Below are 12,643 nucleotides of genomic sequence, written 5' to 3'. Positions count from 1 at the left end.
TGATCCACCGGGTTCCGCGTGACCCTGCCGAACAGCAGGGGCGCTCTGGTGATTGAGAAAAGGACAAGGGCGCCATGCTCGCCAGCGAACTGAAAGACAAGACGCCTGACCAGCTGCGTGACAGCCTGGTTGCGCTGAAGAAGGAAGCGTTCAACCTGCGCTTCCAGCAGGCCACCGGCCAGCTTGAGAACACCGCCCGCATGCGTGCCGTCCGTCGTGACGTGGCCCGCATCAAGACGGTTCTGAACCAGAAAGCCGCGCAAGCGGCGGCGAACTGAGGAGCACGCACATGCCCAAACGCATCCTGCAAGGCACCGTGACGAGCGACAAGAACGAACAGACCATCACGGTTCTGGTCGAGCGCCGCTTCAAGCACCCGCTGCTGCAAAAGACCGTCCGGAAATCCAAGAAATACCGGGCCCACGACGAACACAACGCCTTCAAGACCGGCGACACCGTGCGTATCGAAGAATGCGCGCCGATCTCGAAAACCAAACGCTGGACGGTGGTGACTGAAGCCTCGGCTTAAGTCCCCCTCCGGCTCCATCGAAACCCTGGGCGAACTGCCCAAAGGTCGGGAGAAACCAAATGATCCAGATGCAGACCAATCTGGATGTAGCTGACAACTCGGGCGCTCGCCGGGTTCAGTGCATCAAGGTTCTGGGTGGTTCCCACCGCCGCTACGCCAGCGTCGGCGACATCATCGTGGTGTCGGTGAAGGAAGCCATCCCGCGCGGTCGCGTGAAGAAAGGCGACGTGCGCAAAGCCGTTGTCGTGCGTACCGCCAAAGAAGTTCGCCGTGAAGACGGCACCTCGATCCGTTTTGACCGCAACGCTGCCGTCATCCTGAACAACCAGGGTGAACCGGTCGGCACGCGCATCTTCGGGCCTGTGGTGCGTGAGCTGCGCGCGAAGAACTTCATGAAAATCATCTCGCTGGCGCCGGAGGTGCTCTGATGGCTGCGAAGTTGAAAAAGGGCGACAAGGTCGTCGTGCTGACGGGCAAAGACAAGGGCAAACAGGGCGAAATCGCCTCGGTGAACCCGACGGCCAACAAGGCCGTTGTCGAGGGCGTGAACATCGCCATCCGTCACACCAAGCAAAGCCAGGGCACCCAGGGCGGCCGCATCGCAAAGGCGATGCCGATCGAACTGTCGAACCTCGCGCTGATCGACAGCAACGGCAAGGCGACCCGTGTGGGCTTCCGCTTTGAAGGCGAAACGAAAGTGCGTTTTGCCAAGACCACCGGGGAGGTGATCTGATGCTTGACCAATCCACCTATACCCCGCGTCTGAAAGCTGCCTACAAGGCGACCTTCCGCGCCGCGCTAAAAGAAGAGTTCAGCTACCGCAACGACATGCAGATCCCGCGTCTGGACAAGATCGTGATCAACATGGGCGTCGGCGAAGCCGTCAAGGACACCAAGAAGGTCAAGGCCGCTGCCGAGCAGCTGACCCTGATCGCCGGCCAGAAGGCTGTCATCACCCATGCGAAAAAGTCGATCGCCGGCTTTCGCGTGCGTGAGGAAATGCCGCTGGGCTGCAAGGTGACGCTGCGCGGCGACCGGATGTATGAATTCCTCGACCGCCTGATCACCATCGCGCTGCCCCGCGTCCGCGACTTCCGCGGCGTGAAAGGCACGTCCTTTGACGGGCGTGGCAACTATGCCATGGGCCTGAAAGAACAGATCGTGTTCCCGGAAATCGAATTCGACAAGGTCGATGACGTGCTGGGCATGGACATCATCATCTGCACCACCGCGAAAACCGACGCGGAAGCGAAGGCGCTGTTGAAGCAATTCAACATGCCCTTCACCAGCTGAGCGCGGGAGGACAAGAGATATGGCGAAAAAATCCATGATCGAACGCGAAGTGAAGCGGGCAAAACTGGTGAAGCAATATGCTTCCCGGCGCGCGGCACTGAAAGTGATCACCACCAACCAGGAACTGCCAATGGAGACGCGCTTCAAGGCGCAGTTGAAACTGGCCGGTCTGCCCCGCAACTCGTCCGCCACCCGGCTGCACAACCGCTGCCAGCTGACGGGCCGTCCGCATGCGTATTACCGCAAGCTCAAACTCTCGCGCATCATGCTGCGTGATCTCGCCTCGTTCGGCCAGATCCCCGGCATGGTGAAATCGAGCTGGTAAGGAGGTTCTGAAATGATGATGAACGATCCTCTCGGCGATATGCTGACCCGCATCCGCAATGCGCAGATGCGTGGCAAATCGACCGTGAAAACCCCGGCGTCGAAACTGCGCGCGTGGGTTCTGGATGTGCTGGCCGACGAAGGCTACATCCGTGGCTATGAAAAGGCCGAGACCGAAAACGGTCAGGGCGAAATCACGATCAGCCTCAAATACTTCGAAGGCACCCCTGTGATCCGCGAACTGAAGCGCGTGTCGAAGCCGGGCCGTCGCGTGTATATGAGCGTCAAGGAAATCCCGTCGGTCCGCAACGGCCTGGGCGTTTCCATTGTCTCCACGCCGAAAGGTGTCATGTCCGATGCAGCAGCACGCTCCGCCAATGTTGGCGGCGAAGTGCTCTGCACCGTGTTCTGAGGAGGGTATTATGTCTCGTATCGGCAAGAAGCCCGTTCCGCTGCCCAAGGGCGTGTCGGCCTCGATCTCGGGTCAGTCCGTCGAAGTGAAGGGGCCGAAAGGCACCCGCAGCTTTCACGCGACCGACGATGTGACGCTTACGCTGGAAAACGACGCCGTGAAGGTGACACCGCGCGGCACGTCCAAGCGGGCGCGCCAGCAGTGGGGCATGGTCCGCAGTCAGGTCGAAAACCTGGTGACGGGCGTGACCACAGGCTTCAAGAAAGAGCTGGAGATTCAGGGCGTGGGTTATCGCGCCGCGATGGCCGGCACCAACCTGAAGCTGTCGCTTGGCTACAGCCACGATGTCAACTTCGACGTTCCGGCAGGCGTGACCGTCACGACACCGAAGCAAACTGAAATCGTTGTGGAAGGCATTGACCAGCAGCTTGTTGGTCAGGTCGCAGCGAACATCCGCGAATGGCGCAAGCCCGAGCCCTACAAGGGCAAAGGCATCCGCTACAAGGGCGAGTTCGTGTTCCGCAAGGAAGGCAAGAAGAAGTAAGGGGCGCAACCATGGCGAACACGAAAAGAGATCTGTTCCTCAAGCGCCGCCTGCGCGTTCGGAACAAAATCAAGGCGATGGCAAACGGGCGCGCGCGCCTGTCTGTTCATCGTTCCAGCAAGAACATCAGCGTGCAGCTGATCGACGACGTGAATGGCGTGACGCTTGCCGCAGCCTCGACCCTCGAAAAGGATCTGGGCTTCTTTGGCAAGAACAACGTCGAAGCGGCGGCGGCAGTCGGCAAGGCGGTTGCGGAGCGCGCGAAAGCGGCAGGGATCGAATCCTGCTACTTCGACCGCGGTGGTTTCCTCTTTCACGGCAAGATCAAGGCTTTGGCCGAGGCTGCCCGTGAAGGCGGCCTGAAGTTCTAAGGAGACGATGATGGCAGAAAGAGAAAACCGCCGGGACAACCGTGGCAGCGACCGTGCGCCGCGCGAGGAAACCCCGGAATTCGCCGATCGTCTCGTGGCGATCAACCGCGTGTCGAAAACCGTGAAAGGTGGCAAGCGCTTCGGCTTTGCCGCTCTCGTGGTGGTCGGCGACCAGCGTGGGCGTGTGGGCTTCGGCAAGGGCAAGGCGAAAGAAGTGCCCGAGGCGATCCGCAAGGCGACCGAACAGGCCAAGCGGCAGATGATCCGCGTGGCGCTGCGCGACGGCCGCACGCTGCACCACGATACCGAGGGCCGTCATGGCGCCGGTAAAGTGGTGATGCGCACGGCAGTCGCAGGCACCGGCATCATTGCCGGCGGCCCGATGCGCGCCGTGTTCGAAATGCTGGGCATCCAGGATGTCGTGGCCAAGTCGATGGGGTCTTCCAACCCCTACAACATGGTGCGCGCCACGATGGACGGGCTGAAGCAGGAATCCTCGCCCCGTCAGGTCGCGCAGCGTCGCGGCAAGAAGGTTGCGGATATCCTGAAGCGGCCCGAAACCGACGCGGCACCCGCCGAAGCCGTGGAGGCCTGAGCATGACCGACACCGTCAAGAAAACCATTGTGGTCAAGCAGGTGGCCTCGGCCGCCCGCCGCCCCGCCGTGCAGACTGCGACCCTGAAGGGTCTGGGTCTGAACAAGATGAACCGCACCCGCGAACTGGAAGACACGCCTTCCGTGCGCGGCATGGTGAACAAAATCTCGCATCTGGTGCAGATCATCGAAGAGCGCGGGTGATTTTGGCGGCGGTGCGTGATGACGCATCGCCACCCACCCACAGGTCGCGTGGTTCCACGCACCATCAACATACACCGCGTTGGCCCCCGAAGTCGCTTTCGGGGGCTATTCCGGTAAATAAGGAGAAGCGACATGAAACTTCACGAACTGCACGACAACGAAGGCGCTACCCGCAAGAAAAAGCGCGTGGCGCGTGGCCCGGGTTCGGGCAAGGGCAAGACCGCTGGCCGTGGTATCAAGGGCCAGAAATCGCGTTCGGGCGTTGCTATCGGTGGCTATGAAGGCGGCCAGATGCCGCTGTATCGGCGTCTGCCGAAGCGCGGCTTCAACAAGCCGAACCGCCGCGACTATGCCGTGGTCAACCTGGGCCTGATCCAGAAATTCGTGACCGACGGCAAGCTGGATGCATCCAACCCGATCACCGAGGATATTCTGGTGGCGGCGGGGCTGACCAGCCACAAGCGCGACGGCATCCGCATTCTGGCCAAGGGCGAGATCACCACGGCGCTGACGCTGACTGTCACCGGCGCTTCGGCCCCGGCGGTTGAGGCGATTGAAAAGGCGGGCGGCACCATCACGGTTGCGACACCGAAGCCGGCAGCTGAATAAGAGGTTGTGAGCGGGCCATATCCCGCTTACATCAGCTTCAGTTTTCCCGCGCCGCCGAACCGGAAGACGGATCGGCGGCGCTGTCATGAAAGAGACCGGGTATGGCATCTGCTGCAGAGCAAATGGCGGCTAACCTCAGCTGGGGCGCCTTGGGCAAGGCGACCGACCTTCGCCAGCGTATCTTCTTCACCATCGGCCTGTTGATCGTCTACCGTCTGGGCACCTATATTCCGGTGCCCGGCATCGACGGCACAGCGCTGCGGCAGTTCATGGATGACGCGGGCGCAGGCATCGGCGGCATCCTGAACATGTTCACGGGCGGCGCGATCAGCCGGATGGGCATCTTTGCCCTTGGCATCATGCCATACATTTCCGCCTCGATCATCGTGCAGCTGATGTCGGCCATGGTGCCCAAGCTGGAGCAGCTGAAGAAAGAGGGCGACGCGGGCCGCAAGAAGATCAACCAGTACACCCGTTTCGGCACGGTGTTTCTGGCGACGTTCCAGGCCTGGGGCATTGCCGTCAGCCTTGAGGCGGGCGATCTGGCGACCGATCCGGGGCTGTTCTTCCGTCTGGCCTGCGTGATCACTCTGGTGGGCGGCACCATGTTCCTGATGTGGCTGGGTGAGCAGATCACCGCGCGCGGCATTGGCAACGGCATTTCGCTGATCATCTTTGTGGGCATTCTGGCCGAGGTTCCGGCGGCTCTGGCGCAGTTCTTCAGCCAGGGGCGCTCGGGGGCCATCAGCCCGGCGGTGATCATCTTTGTGCTGGTGATGGTGGTGGCCGTGATTGCCTTTGTGGTGTTCATGGAACGCGCGCTGCGCAAGATCCACATCCAGTATCCGCGCCGTCAGGTGGGGATGAAAGTGTATGACGGCGGTTCCAGCCACCTGCCGGTGAAGGTGAACCCTGCGGGCGTCATCCCGGCAATCTTTGCCTCGTCGCTGCTGTTGCTGCCGACCACGCTGGCCACGTTCTCGGGCAACCAGACCGGACCAGTGATGTCGACCATCCTGGCTTACTTCGGGCCGGGGCAGCCGCTGTATCTGCTGTTCTTCGCGGCGATGATCGTGTTCTTTGCCTATTTCTACACCGCCAACGTGGCCTTCAAGACCGAGGATGTGGCGGAGAACCTGAAAAACCAGAACGGCTTCATTCCCGGCATCCGCCCGGGGAAAAAGACGCAGGACTATCTGGATTATGTGGTGAACCGTATTCTGGTGCTGGGCTCGGCCTATCTGGCCTTTGTCTGCCTGCTGCCCGAGATCATCCGCAACGAACTGGCGATCCCCTTCTACTTTGGTGGGACTTCCGTTCTGATCGTGGTTTCGGTCACCATGGATACGATCAACCAGGTGCAGTCGCATCTGCTGGCCCATCAGTATGAGGGGCTGATCGAGAAATCGCAATTGCGCGGCAGAAAGCGCACGGGGTCCAAGGCCCCGACACGACGCTGATACGGGGGGCGGGGATGGTGAACGTCATTCTGCTGGGGCCTCCGGGCGCCGGCAAGGGAACGCAGGCGAAGAAGCTGGTCGATGACCGGGGCATGGTGCAACTGTCCACCGGCGACATGCTGCGTGAGGCCAAGACCAGCGGGTCTGAGATGGGTCTGCGCGTTGCGGCGGTGATGGACCGGGGCGAGTTGGTGACGGATGAGATCGTCATCGGCCTGATCCGCGAAAAGCTGTCAGGGGCATCTGGCGGCGGGTTCATCTTTGATGGTTTCCCGCGCACCCTGCCGCAAGCCGATGCACTGGCCGATCTGCTGGCGCAGATGGGGCAGGGGCTGGATGCCGTGATCGAGATGCAAGTGGATGACGCGGCGCTGGTGTCGCGGATCACCGGGCGCTACACCTGCGGCAATTGCGGGCAGGTCTACCACGACCAGACCCGGCCCACGACGCAGCCGGGCATCTGTGACGCCTGCGGGTCCACCAACCTCAAGCGCCGGGCGGATGACACGGAAGAAGCCTTGCGCCAGCGCCTGATGGAATATTACAAGAAAACCTCGCCGCTGGTTGGCTATTACTATGCCAAGAAGCAGCTTGCGCAGGTGGATGGTCTGGCCGAGATGGATGCGGTATCCGCCGCCATCGCCAAAGTGCTTGACAGCGGCAGATAAAGCCCAAAGCCGCCTTGACGGGCGGTTCAAAACCCCATAAGTCACGGCGTCCCGCAAGGGAATCGTCTTGACAGATGGGGATTCCCGTCATTCAGACAAGTTCCGGGCAGGCTCTCTGCGCCGGAGTTGTGAAAAAAGGTCCTGGCATTACGGGGCCGCAACGAAAAGGAACATACGTTTGGCACGTATTGCTGGCGTCAACATCCCTACGGGGAAGCGCGTCCCCATCGCACTCACCTATATCACCGGCATTGGTCCGCATATCGCCCATCTGATCTGTGAGGCCGTTGGCATCGACGAATCCCGCCGCGTCAACCAGTTGTCGGATGCCGAAGTGCTGGCGATCCGCGAACACATCGATGCGAATTACACGGTTGAGGGCGACCTGCGCCGCGAAACCTCGATGAACATCAAGCGCCTGATGGATCTCGGCTGCTACCGTGGTTTGCGCCACCGTCGCGGTCTGCCGGTCCGTGGCCAGCGCACGCATACCAACGCACGCACCCGCAAAGGCCCCGCAAAGGCCATTGCCGGCAAGAAGAAATAAGGGGCGCTGAGTATGGCACGCGACAAGACCCGTATGAAGCGCAAGGAACGCAAGAACATCGCCGCAGGCGTTGCTCATGTGAACTCGTCCTTCAACAACACCAAAATCCTGATCTCCGATGTGCAGGGCAACGCGATCTCTTGGTCGTCCGCCGGCACCATGGGCTTCAAGGGCTCGCGGAAATCCACCCCCTATGCGGCCCAGATGGCCGCCGAGGATGCGGCCCGCAAGGCGCAGGAACACGGCATGAAGACCATCGAGGTCGAAGTGCAGGGCCCCGGTTCGGGCCGTGAATCCGCGCTGCGCGCTTTGGCTGCCGTTGGTCTGAACATCACCTCGATCCGAGATGTGACGCCGATGGCCCACAATGGCTGCCGTCCGCCCAAGCGCCGCCGCGTCTGAGCGTTTTCCATAAGGTCGGGCCGTGCCATTTGGCGCGGCCCGATCCATTCATTTCCGATCCTCGGGCGTCACCTGCTTAAGGACATGGGCAGGAGACTGGTATGGAGGTTACACGCATGATCCATAAGAATTGGGCTGAGTTGATCAAGCCGACGCAATTGGTGGTCAAGCCGGGCCCCGATGCCGCGCGCACCGCCACTGTGATTGCCGAACCGCTGGAGCGTGGCTTTGGCCTGACGCTGGGCAACGCGCTGCGCCGGGTGCTGATGTCGTCGCTGCAAGGCGCCGCCATCACTTCGGTGCAGATCGACAATGTGTTGCACGAGTTCTCATCCGTGGCTGGCGTCCGTGAGGATGTGACCGACATCGTTCTGAACCTGAAGGGCGTGGCGATCAAGATGGAAGTCGAAGGGCCGAAGCGCCTGTCGATTTCCGCCAAAGGGCCGGGCGTCGTGACAGCCGGCGATATTTCGGAATCCAATGGTATCGAGATTCTGAACAAGGATCACGTCATCTGCCATCTGGATGACGGCGCGGATGTGTTCATGGAACTGACGGTTTCGACCGGCAAAGGCTATGTCGCCGCCGACAAGAACCGCCCGGAAGATGCGCCGATCGGCTTGATTCCGATCGACGCGATCTATTCGCCGGTGAAGAAAGTCAGCTACGAAGTCACCCCGACCCGCGAAGGTCAGGTGCTGGACTATGACAAGCTGACGATGAAGGTCGAAACCGATGGCGGGCTGACGCCGGATGATGCGGTGGCCTATGCCGCGCGCATCCTGCAAGACCAGCTGTCGATCTTCGTGAACTTCGACGAGCCGGAATCGGCGCTGCGTCACGATGTCGAGGACGGGCTGGAATTCAACCCGCTGCTCTTGAAGAAAGTGGACGAGCTGGAACTTTCGGTCCGTTCGGCCAACTGCCTCAAGAACGACAACATCGTGTATATCGGCGATCTGATCCAGAAAACCGAAGCGGAAATGCTGCGCACCCCGAACTTCGGCCGCAAGTCCTTGAACGAAATCAAGGAAGTGCTGTCGGGCATGGGTCTGCATCTGGGCATGGACGTGGAAGACTGGCCGCCGGAAAACATCGAAGATCTGGCCAAGCGTTTCGAAGACCAGTTCTGATGGCGGTGCGTGCGAGCACGCACCCTACCGCGACATGCTAACGTAGGGTGCGTGTTCACACGCACCTTGCACAATGCCCGGAAAGCCGGGGAACTATGGGCGCAAGCCCCAAGGTGAGCGGGACCAAACGTAGGCCCTGCCGGACAAAGCAAAACAGACGTTAGGAGATTATCATGCGTCACTCCCGTGGCTATCGCCGCCTGAACCGGACCCACGAACACCGCAAGGCGCTGTTCGCCAACATGGCCGGTTCGCTCATCGAACATGAGCAGATCAAGACCACCTTGCCGAAAGCCAAGGAACTGCGCCCGATCATCGAAAAGCTGATCACGCTGGCCAAGCGCGGTGATCTGCACGCGCGCCGTCAGGCCGCTGCGCAGCTGAAGCAGGACCAGTATGTCGAGCGCCTGTTCGCCATCCTGGGCCCGCGCTATGCCACCCGTCAGGGCGGCTATGTGCGCGTGCTGAAGGCTGGTTTCCGTTACGGCGACATGGCTCCGATGGCGATCATCGAGTTCGTTGACCGTGACCCGAACGCCAAGGGCGCCGCCGACAAGGCCCGCGTTTTCGCCGAGGATGCCGCCGAGGCGTGAGGCCTGTCCTTAGGACTTTATTAACCATTTTGCAGAAGCCCGCCCCCCTTGGCGGGCTTTTTCATTTCGCCAAGCCGATTCGGCTGTGGACCGATTGGGGCGATAGCGGCGAAAACCACTCATTTTCAAATTCCTATGCGACGTTCCTCATTCGGCTATAGCTTCCTGGGCTCCTGCAATTTAAAGTTGTTGAAGAATCACAACCTGCCGAAAAAGACATGTCAGTTAAGACCGGTATCGATCTCGATCTTCATCAACTCTCCCTGCTGGCACCGGCGGGGTATTTTCTGGGCCTGCATATCCGCTTCACCTCGCCGCTGATGACCCTGCAAACCTACGATCAGGCCTGGATCGACCACTATACCGAAAACGGCTTTGTTCTGCGTGACCCGATGACTGCCTGGGGGTTCAGCACCACCGGCAGCATCCGCTGGAGCGATGAAAAACTGCTCGATCCGTTCGGGCTGTTCAAGGAAGCCGCGAAATACGGGCTCAATTTTGGCCTTACGGTGGCCTGTGGGCCGATCAAGTCGCGCACGATCACAAGTTTCGCGCGCCACGACCGAGAGTTCCGGGAGGATGAGATCACGGCGATCTCCAGCATCGTGCACCGTCTGCACGATATGACTGAACCTCCTGACGAGTTGACGCAGGCCCAGGTAGAGGCCTTGCGCTGTATTGCGGGGGGCGATCGTCATGCGGCCGCTGCCGAGAAACTGGGGATATCGGAAAGCGCGCTGAAGGCGCGGATTTCCTCGGCACGGGTTCGCCTGATGGCGCGCACCACGGCCGAGGCGATCCAGCGTGCAAAAGACTATCGGCTGATCTGAAAGACCTCCCTCCGCAAGGGCTACCGAAGGACGAAACCTGCAGGAGGCTGCAATGCAGACAACGACGCTTTCCTTTGCCAATCTTCACAACCACGGCGAGTTGTTCGCCAATATGCTTCGCGCAAGGCGCGAATTGTTCATTGTGCATAACAAGTGGGATCTGCCCGAGGCGATGGGCATGGAGTATGATCAATATGATACTCCGGCAAGCCGTTGGGTCGTGGTGCATGATGAAAACGGGCAGGTGCTGGCGGGCAACCGTCTGACGCCGACCACCGCGAAATGCGGCATCTACACCTACATGATCCGCGACGCGCAGCGGGGCCTGCTGGATACCATTCCCGAAACGCTGCTTTATGAAGAAGCGCCCGTGTCGGACATGATCTGGGAAAGCTCGCGCCTGTTCGTGGCGCATAACGTGCCGGCCGGGATCCGCCGCAAGGTGCATGCCAAGCTGATTTCCGAACTGGGTGAGTCGGTGCGTGGTCTGGGGGCCACCCATTGCGTCACGCTGCTGAATGCCAACTGGCCGCGCTGGTCGGGCCGCGTGGGCGTCAAGATGTCGCCTCTGGGTCCGGTGATGGAGATCGAGGGCATCGACAACCAGGTCGTGATGATGGATTTCTCGGGCAGCATGGTTCACTGATCCGGCGCAGGCCGGGGCATTTCCCGCCCTCTGGCCACTGGACCTGCCTTGGTCCGGCCGCTGAAACAGGCATGGCCCCACCTTTCCCCGATGGGGGCTTCGGCGTAAGGTGCGGCCATGCCTGATCTATTCGACACCCCCGCAAAACCTGTGCCCGATGCGTCGCGCCCGCTGGCCGACCGGCTGCGCCCCCGCGCGCTGGCCGATGTGGTGGGGCAGGGCAAGGTGCTTTCGCCCGACGGACCGCTTGGCGCGATGCTGGCGGCGGGCAGCCTGTCGTCGATCATCCTGTGGGGGCCGCCCGGCGTGGGCAAGACCACCATAGCGCGGCTGCTGGCGGATGAGACCGATCTGGCCTTTGTGCAGATTTCCGCGATCTTTACCGGCGTGCCCGACCTGCGCAAAGTGTTCGAATCGGCGAAAATCCGGCGCGGCAATGGCCAGGGCACGCTGCTGTTCGTCGATGAGATTCACCGTTTCAACAAGGCGCAGCAGGATGGTTTTCTGCCCTATATGGAGGATGGCACCATCCTGCTGGTGGGCGCCACCACCGAGAACCCCAGTTTCGAGCTGAACGCGGCGCTCTTGAGCCGCGCGCAGGTCATTGTGCTGGATCGGCTCAACCTGACCGATCTGGAACTGCTGGCGCAGCGGGCGGAACAGGAACTGGGCGCGGCCCTGCCACTGGATGGCCCTGCACGTGAGGCGCTGCTGGACATGGCCGATGGCGACGGGCGCGCGCTGCTGAACCTGATTGAACAGGTAGCGGCGTGGAAAGTGACCAAACGGCAGGACCGTGACCAGCTTTCCAGCCGCCTGATGCGCCGCGCCGCGAAATACGACAAATCGGGCGAAGAGCATTACAACCTGATTTCCGCCCTGCACAAATCGGTGCGGGGGTCAGACCCGGATGCGGCGCTTTACTGGTTTGCGCGCATGCTGGAGGGGGGCGAAGACCCGCGCTTTCTGGCCCGCCGCATCACCCGGATGGCGGTAGAGGATATCGGCCTTGCCGATCCGCAGGCGCAGGGCGTCTGTCTGGAAAGCTGGAACACCTATGAACGGCTGGGCAGCCCCGAGGGGGAACTCGCGCTGGCCGAGGCTGTGGTCTATCTGGCGCTGGCCCCCAAATCCAACGCGGTCTACACCGCCTACAAGGCCGCCCGGGCTGCGGCCAAGGCCACGGGGTCGGAACCGCCGCCGCTGCATATCCGCAACGCACCGACGCGGCTTATGAAGGACATCGGCTATGGCGCGGGCTATGCCTATGACCATGACGCCGAGGACGGGTTTTCGGGGCAGGACTATTTCCCCGAAGGCATGAAGCGCCCGGTCTGGTATCTGCCCGAAGAACGCGGCTACGAGCGCGAGTTGAAAAAGCGGGTGGAGTATTTTGCCAAACTGCGGGCCAAGCGGCAGGGTGGCTGAGGCCCGCAACGCCTGTATCGCAAGGCCACAGGTTGACAATCCCCCCGTGCGGGCAC

At 61.3% G+C, this 12,643-nt stretch carries 21 protein-coding genes; all 21 read left to right on the top strand.

The window, feature by feature from the left end; genetic code table 11:
• The first annotated feature begins 74 nt into the window (after positions 1 to 74).
• The 21 genes from rpmC (at position 75) to GEU84_RS08925 (ending at position 12,587) form a co-directional block, all read left to right on the top strand.
• Positions 75 to 278, top strand: a complete 204-nt coding sequence (gene rpmC / locus GEU84_RS09025; RefSeq protein WP_174539631.1) for a 50S ribosomal protein L29 — start codon at positions 75 to 77, stop codon at positions 276 to 278.
• Between the two features lie 11 nt (positions 279 to 289).
• Entirely contained in the window at positions 290 to 529 is a 240-nt protein-coding gene (gene rpsQ / locus GEU84_RS09020; protein ID WP_174539630.1) for a 30S ribosomal protein S17, read from the top strand.
• A 59-nt stretch (positions 530 to 588) separates the two neighbouring features.
• Positions 589 to 957, top strand: a complete 369-nt coding sequence (gene rplN, locus GEU84_RS09015; protein ID WP_035714274.1) for a 50S ribosomal protein L14 — start codon at positions 589 to 591, stop codon at positions 955 to 957.
• On the top strand, positions 957 to 1,262 hold the full coding sequence (gene rplX, locus GEU84_RS09010) for a 50S ribosomal protein L24 (protein WP_174539629.1): 306 nt from the start codon (positions 957 to 959) through the stop codon (positions 1,260 to 1,262). Before rplN ends, rplX begins: the two co-directional genes overlap by 1 nt.
• Entirely contained in the window at positions 1,262 to 1,822 is a 561-nt protein-coding gene (rplE, locus tag GEU84_RS09005; protein WP_174539628.1) for a 50S ribosomal protein L5, read from the top strand. The genes rplX and rplE overlap by 1 nt, the downstream gene beginning before the upstream one ends.
• 19 nt (positions 1,823 to 1,841) lie before the next feature.
• Positions 1,842 to 2,147, top strand: coding sequence for a 30S ribosomal protein S14 (rpsN, locus tag GEU84_RS09000; RefSeq protein ID WP_174539627.1), 306 nt, complete (start codon positions 1,842 to 1,844; stop codon positions 2,145 to 2,147).
• 12 nt (positions 2,148 to 2,159) lie between these two features.
• Positions 2,160 to 2,558, top strand: a complete 399-nt coding sequence (gene rpsH, locus GEU84_RS08995; protein WP_174539626.1) for a 30S ribosomal protein S8 — start codon at positions 2,160 to 2,162, stop codon at positions 2,556 to 2,558.
• Between the two features lie 10 nt (positions 2,559 to 2,568).
• The gene (rplF, locus tag GEU84_RS08990; RefSeq protein WP_174539625.1) at positions 2,569 to 3,102 is read left to right on the top strand and encodes a 50S ribosomal protein L6; all 534 of its coding nucleotides are present in this window, start codon (positions 2,569 to 2,571) and stop codon (positions 3,100 to 3,102) included.
• Between the two features lie 11 nt (positions 3,103 to 3,113).
• Positions 3,114 to 3,473 carry a 50S ribosomal protein L18 gene (gene rplR, locus GEU84_RS08985; protein ID WP_174539624.1) on the top strand — a complete coding sequence of 120 codons (360 nt, stop codon included), beginning with the start codon at positions 3,114 to 3,116 and terminating at the stop codon, positions 3,471 to 3,473.
• A gap of 10 nt (positions 3,474 to 3,483) precedes the next feature.
• The gene (gene rpsE, locus GEU84_RS08980) at positions 3,484 to 4,068 is read left to right on the top strand and encodes a 30S ribosomal protein S5 (RefSeq protein ID WP_174539623.1); all 585 of its coding nucleotides are present in this window, start codon (positions 3,484 to 3,486) and stop codon (positions 4,066 to 4,068) included.
• Between the two features lie 2 nt (positions 4,069 to 4,070).
• Positions 4,071 to 4,271, top strand: coding sequence for a 50S ribosomal protein L30 (gene rpmD / locus GEU84_RS08975; protein WP_174539622.1), 201 nt, complete (start codon positions 4,071 to 4,073; stop codon positions 4,269 to 4,271).
• A 132-nt stretch (positions 4,272 to 4,403) separates the two neighbouring features.
• A complete protein-coding gene (gene rplO, locus GEU84_RS08970) occupies positions 4,404 to 4,880 on the top strand; it encodes a 50S ribosomal protein L15 (RefSeq protein ID WP_174539621.1) in 477 nt (158 codons plus the stop codon).
• 101 nt (positions 4,881 to 4,981) lie between these two features.
• The gene (secY, locus tag GEU84_RS08965) at positions 4,982 to 6,340 is read left to right on the top strand and encodes a preprotein translocase subunit SecY (protein ID WP_174539620.1); all 1,359 of its coding nucleotides are present in this window, start codon (positions 4,982 to 4,984) and stop codon (positions 6,338 to 6,340) included.
• A 14-nt stretch (positions 6,341 to 6,354) separates the two neighbouring features.
• Positions 6,355 to 7,008 carry an adenylate kinase gene (locus GEU84_RS08960; protein ID WP_174539619.1) on the top strand — a complete coding sequence of 218 codons (654 nt, stop codon included), beginning with the start codon at positions 6,355 to 6,357 and terminating at the stop codon, positions 7,006 to 7,008.
• Positions 7,009 to 7,186: 178 nt separating this feature from the next.
• On the top strand, positions 7,187 to 7,555 hold the full coding sequence (rpsM, locus tag GEU84_RS08955; RefSeq protein WP_174539618.1) for a 30S ribosomal protein S13: 369 nt from the start codon (positions 7,187 to 7,189) through the stop codon (positions 7,553 to 7,555).
• Between the two features lie 12 nt (positions 7,556 to 7,567).
• The gene (gene rpsK / locus GEU84_RS08950) at positions 7,568 to 7,957 is read left to right on the top strand and encodes a 30S ribosomal protein S11 (protein ID WP_107664238.1); all 390 of its coding nucleotides are present in this window, start codon (positions 7,568 to 7,570) and stop codon (positions 7,955 to 7,957) included.
• Between the two features lie 116 nt (positions 7,958 to 8,073).
• Positions 8,074 to 9,090, top strand: a complete 1,017-nt coding sequence (locus GEU84_RS08945) for a DNA-directed RNA polymerase subunit alpha (protein ID WP_174539617.1) — start codon at positions 8,074 to 8,076, stop codon at positions 9,088 to 9,090.
• A 173-nt stretch (positions 9,091 to 9,263) separates the two neighbouring features.
• Positions 9,264 to 9,683, top strand: coding sequence for a 50S ribosomal protein L17 (rplQ, locus tag GEU84_RS08940; RefSeq protein ID WP_174539616.1), 420 nt, complete (start codon positions 9,264 to 9,266; stop codon positions 9,681 to 9,683).
• Between the two features lie 218 nt (positions 9,684 to 9,901).
• A complete protein-coding gene (locus tag GEU84_RS08935; RefSeq protein WP_174539615.1) occupies positions 9,902 to 10,513 on the top strand; it encodes an autoinducer binding domain-containing protein in 612 nt (203 codons plus the stop codon).
• A 52-nt stretch (positions 10,514 to 10,565) separates the two neighbouring features.
• Complete coding sequence (locus GEU84_RS08930) at positions 10,566 to 11,159, top strand: acyl-homoserine-lactone synthase (protein ID WP_174539614.1); 594 nt, start codon at positions 10,566 to 10,568, stop codon at positions 11,157 to 11,159.
• 117 nt (positions 11,160 to 11,276) lie between these two features.
• Positions 11,277 to 12,587 (top strand): replication-associated recombination protein A, encoded by a 1,311-nt coding sequence (locus tag GEU84_RS08925; RefSeq protein ID WP_174539613.1) that lies wholly within the window; start codon positions 11,277 to 11,279, stop codon positions 12,585 to 12,587.
• The last annotated feature ends 56 nt before the right edge of the window (positions 12,588 to 12,643 follow it).

The organism is Fertoeibacter niger (assembly GCF_009380135.2).
GTDB lineage: Bacteria > Pseudomonadota > Alphaproteobacteria > Rhodobacterales > Rhodobacteraceae > Fertoeibacter > Fertoeibacter niger.
This window is presented reverse-complemented; position numbering and strand designations above follow the sequence as displayed.

Coding starts and splice junctions, on each gene's coding strand:
- rpmC (WP_174539631.1), top strand. CDS start 75: ATGCTCGCCAGCGAACTGAAAGACAAGACGCCTGACCAGCTGCGTGAC.
- rpsQ (WP_174539630.1), top strand. CDS start 290: ATGCCCAAACGCATCCTGCAAGGCACCGTGACGAGCGACAAGAACGAA.
- rplN (WP_035714274.1), top strand. CDS start 589: ATGATCCAGATGCAGACCAATCTGGATGTAGCTGACAACTCGGGCGCT.
- rplX (WP_174539629.1), top strand. CDS start 957: ATGGCTGCGAAGTTGAAAAAGGGCGACAAGGTCGTCGTGCTGACGGGC.
- rplE (WP_174539628.1), top strand. CDS start 1,262: ATGCTTGACCAATCCACCTATACCCCGCGTCTGAAAGCTGCCTACAAG.
- rpsN (WP_174539627.1), top strand. CDS start 1,842: ATGGCGAAAAAATCCATGATCGAACGCGAAGTGAAGCGGGCAAAACTG.
- rpsH (WP_174539626.1), top strand. CDS start 2,160: ATGATGATGAACGATCCTCTCGGCGATATGCTGACCCGCATCCGCAAT.
- rplF (WP_174539625.1), top strand. CDS start 2,569: ATGTCTCGTATCGGCAAGAAGCCCGTTCCGCTGCCCAAGGGCGTGTCG.
- rplR (WP_174539624.1), top strand. CDS start 3,114: ATGGCGAACACGAAAAGAGATCTGTTCCTCAAGCGCCGCCTGCGCGTT.
- rpsE (WP_174539623.1), top strand. CDS start 3,484: ATGGCAGAAAGAGAAAACCGCCGGGACAACCGTGGCAGCGACCGTGCG.
- rpmD (WP_174539622.1), top strand. CDS start 4,071: ATGACCGACACCGTCAAGAAAACCATTGTGGTCAAGCAGGTGGCCTCG.
- rplO (WP_174539621.1), top strand. CDS start 4,404: ATGAAACTTCACGAACTGCACGACAACGAAGGCGCTACCCGCAAGAAA.
- secY (WP_174539620.1), top strand. CDS start 4,982: ATGGCATCTGCTGCAGAGCAAATGGCGGCTAACCTCAGCTGGGGCGCC.
- GEU84_RS08960 (WP_174539619.1), top strand. CDS start 6,355: ATGGTGAACGTCATTCTGCTGGGGCCTCCGGGCGCCGGCAAGGGAACG.
- rpsK (WP_107664238.1), top strand. CDS start 7,568: ATGGCACGCGACAAGACCCGTATGAAGCGCAAGGAACGCAAGAACATC.
- GEU84_RS08945 (WP_174539617.1), top strand. CDS start 8,074: ATGATCCATAAGAATTGGGCTGAGTTGATCAAGCCGACGCAATTGGTG.
- rplQ (WP_174539616.1), top strand. CDS start 9,264: ATGCGTCACTCCCGTGGCTATCGCCGCCTGAACCGGACCCACGAACAC.
- GEU84_RS08935 (WP_174539615.1), top strand. CDS start 9,902: ATGTCAGTTAAGACCGGTATCGATCTCGATCTTCATCAACTCTCCCTG.
- GEU84_RS08930 (WP_174539614.1), top strand. CDS start 10,566: ATGCAGACAACGACGCTTTCCTTTGCCAATCTTCACAACCACGGCGAG.
- GEU84_RS08925 (WP_174539613.1), top strand. CDS start 11,277: ATGCCTGATCTATTCGACACCCCCGCAAAACCTGTGCCCGATGCGTCG.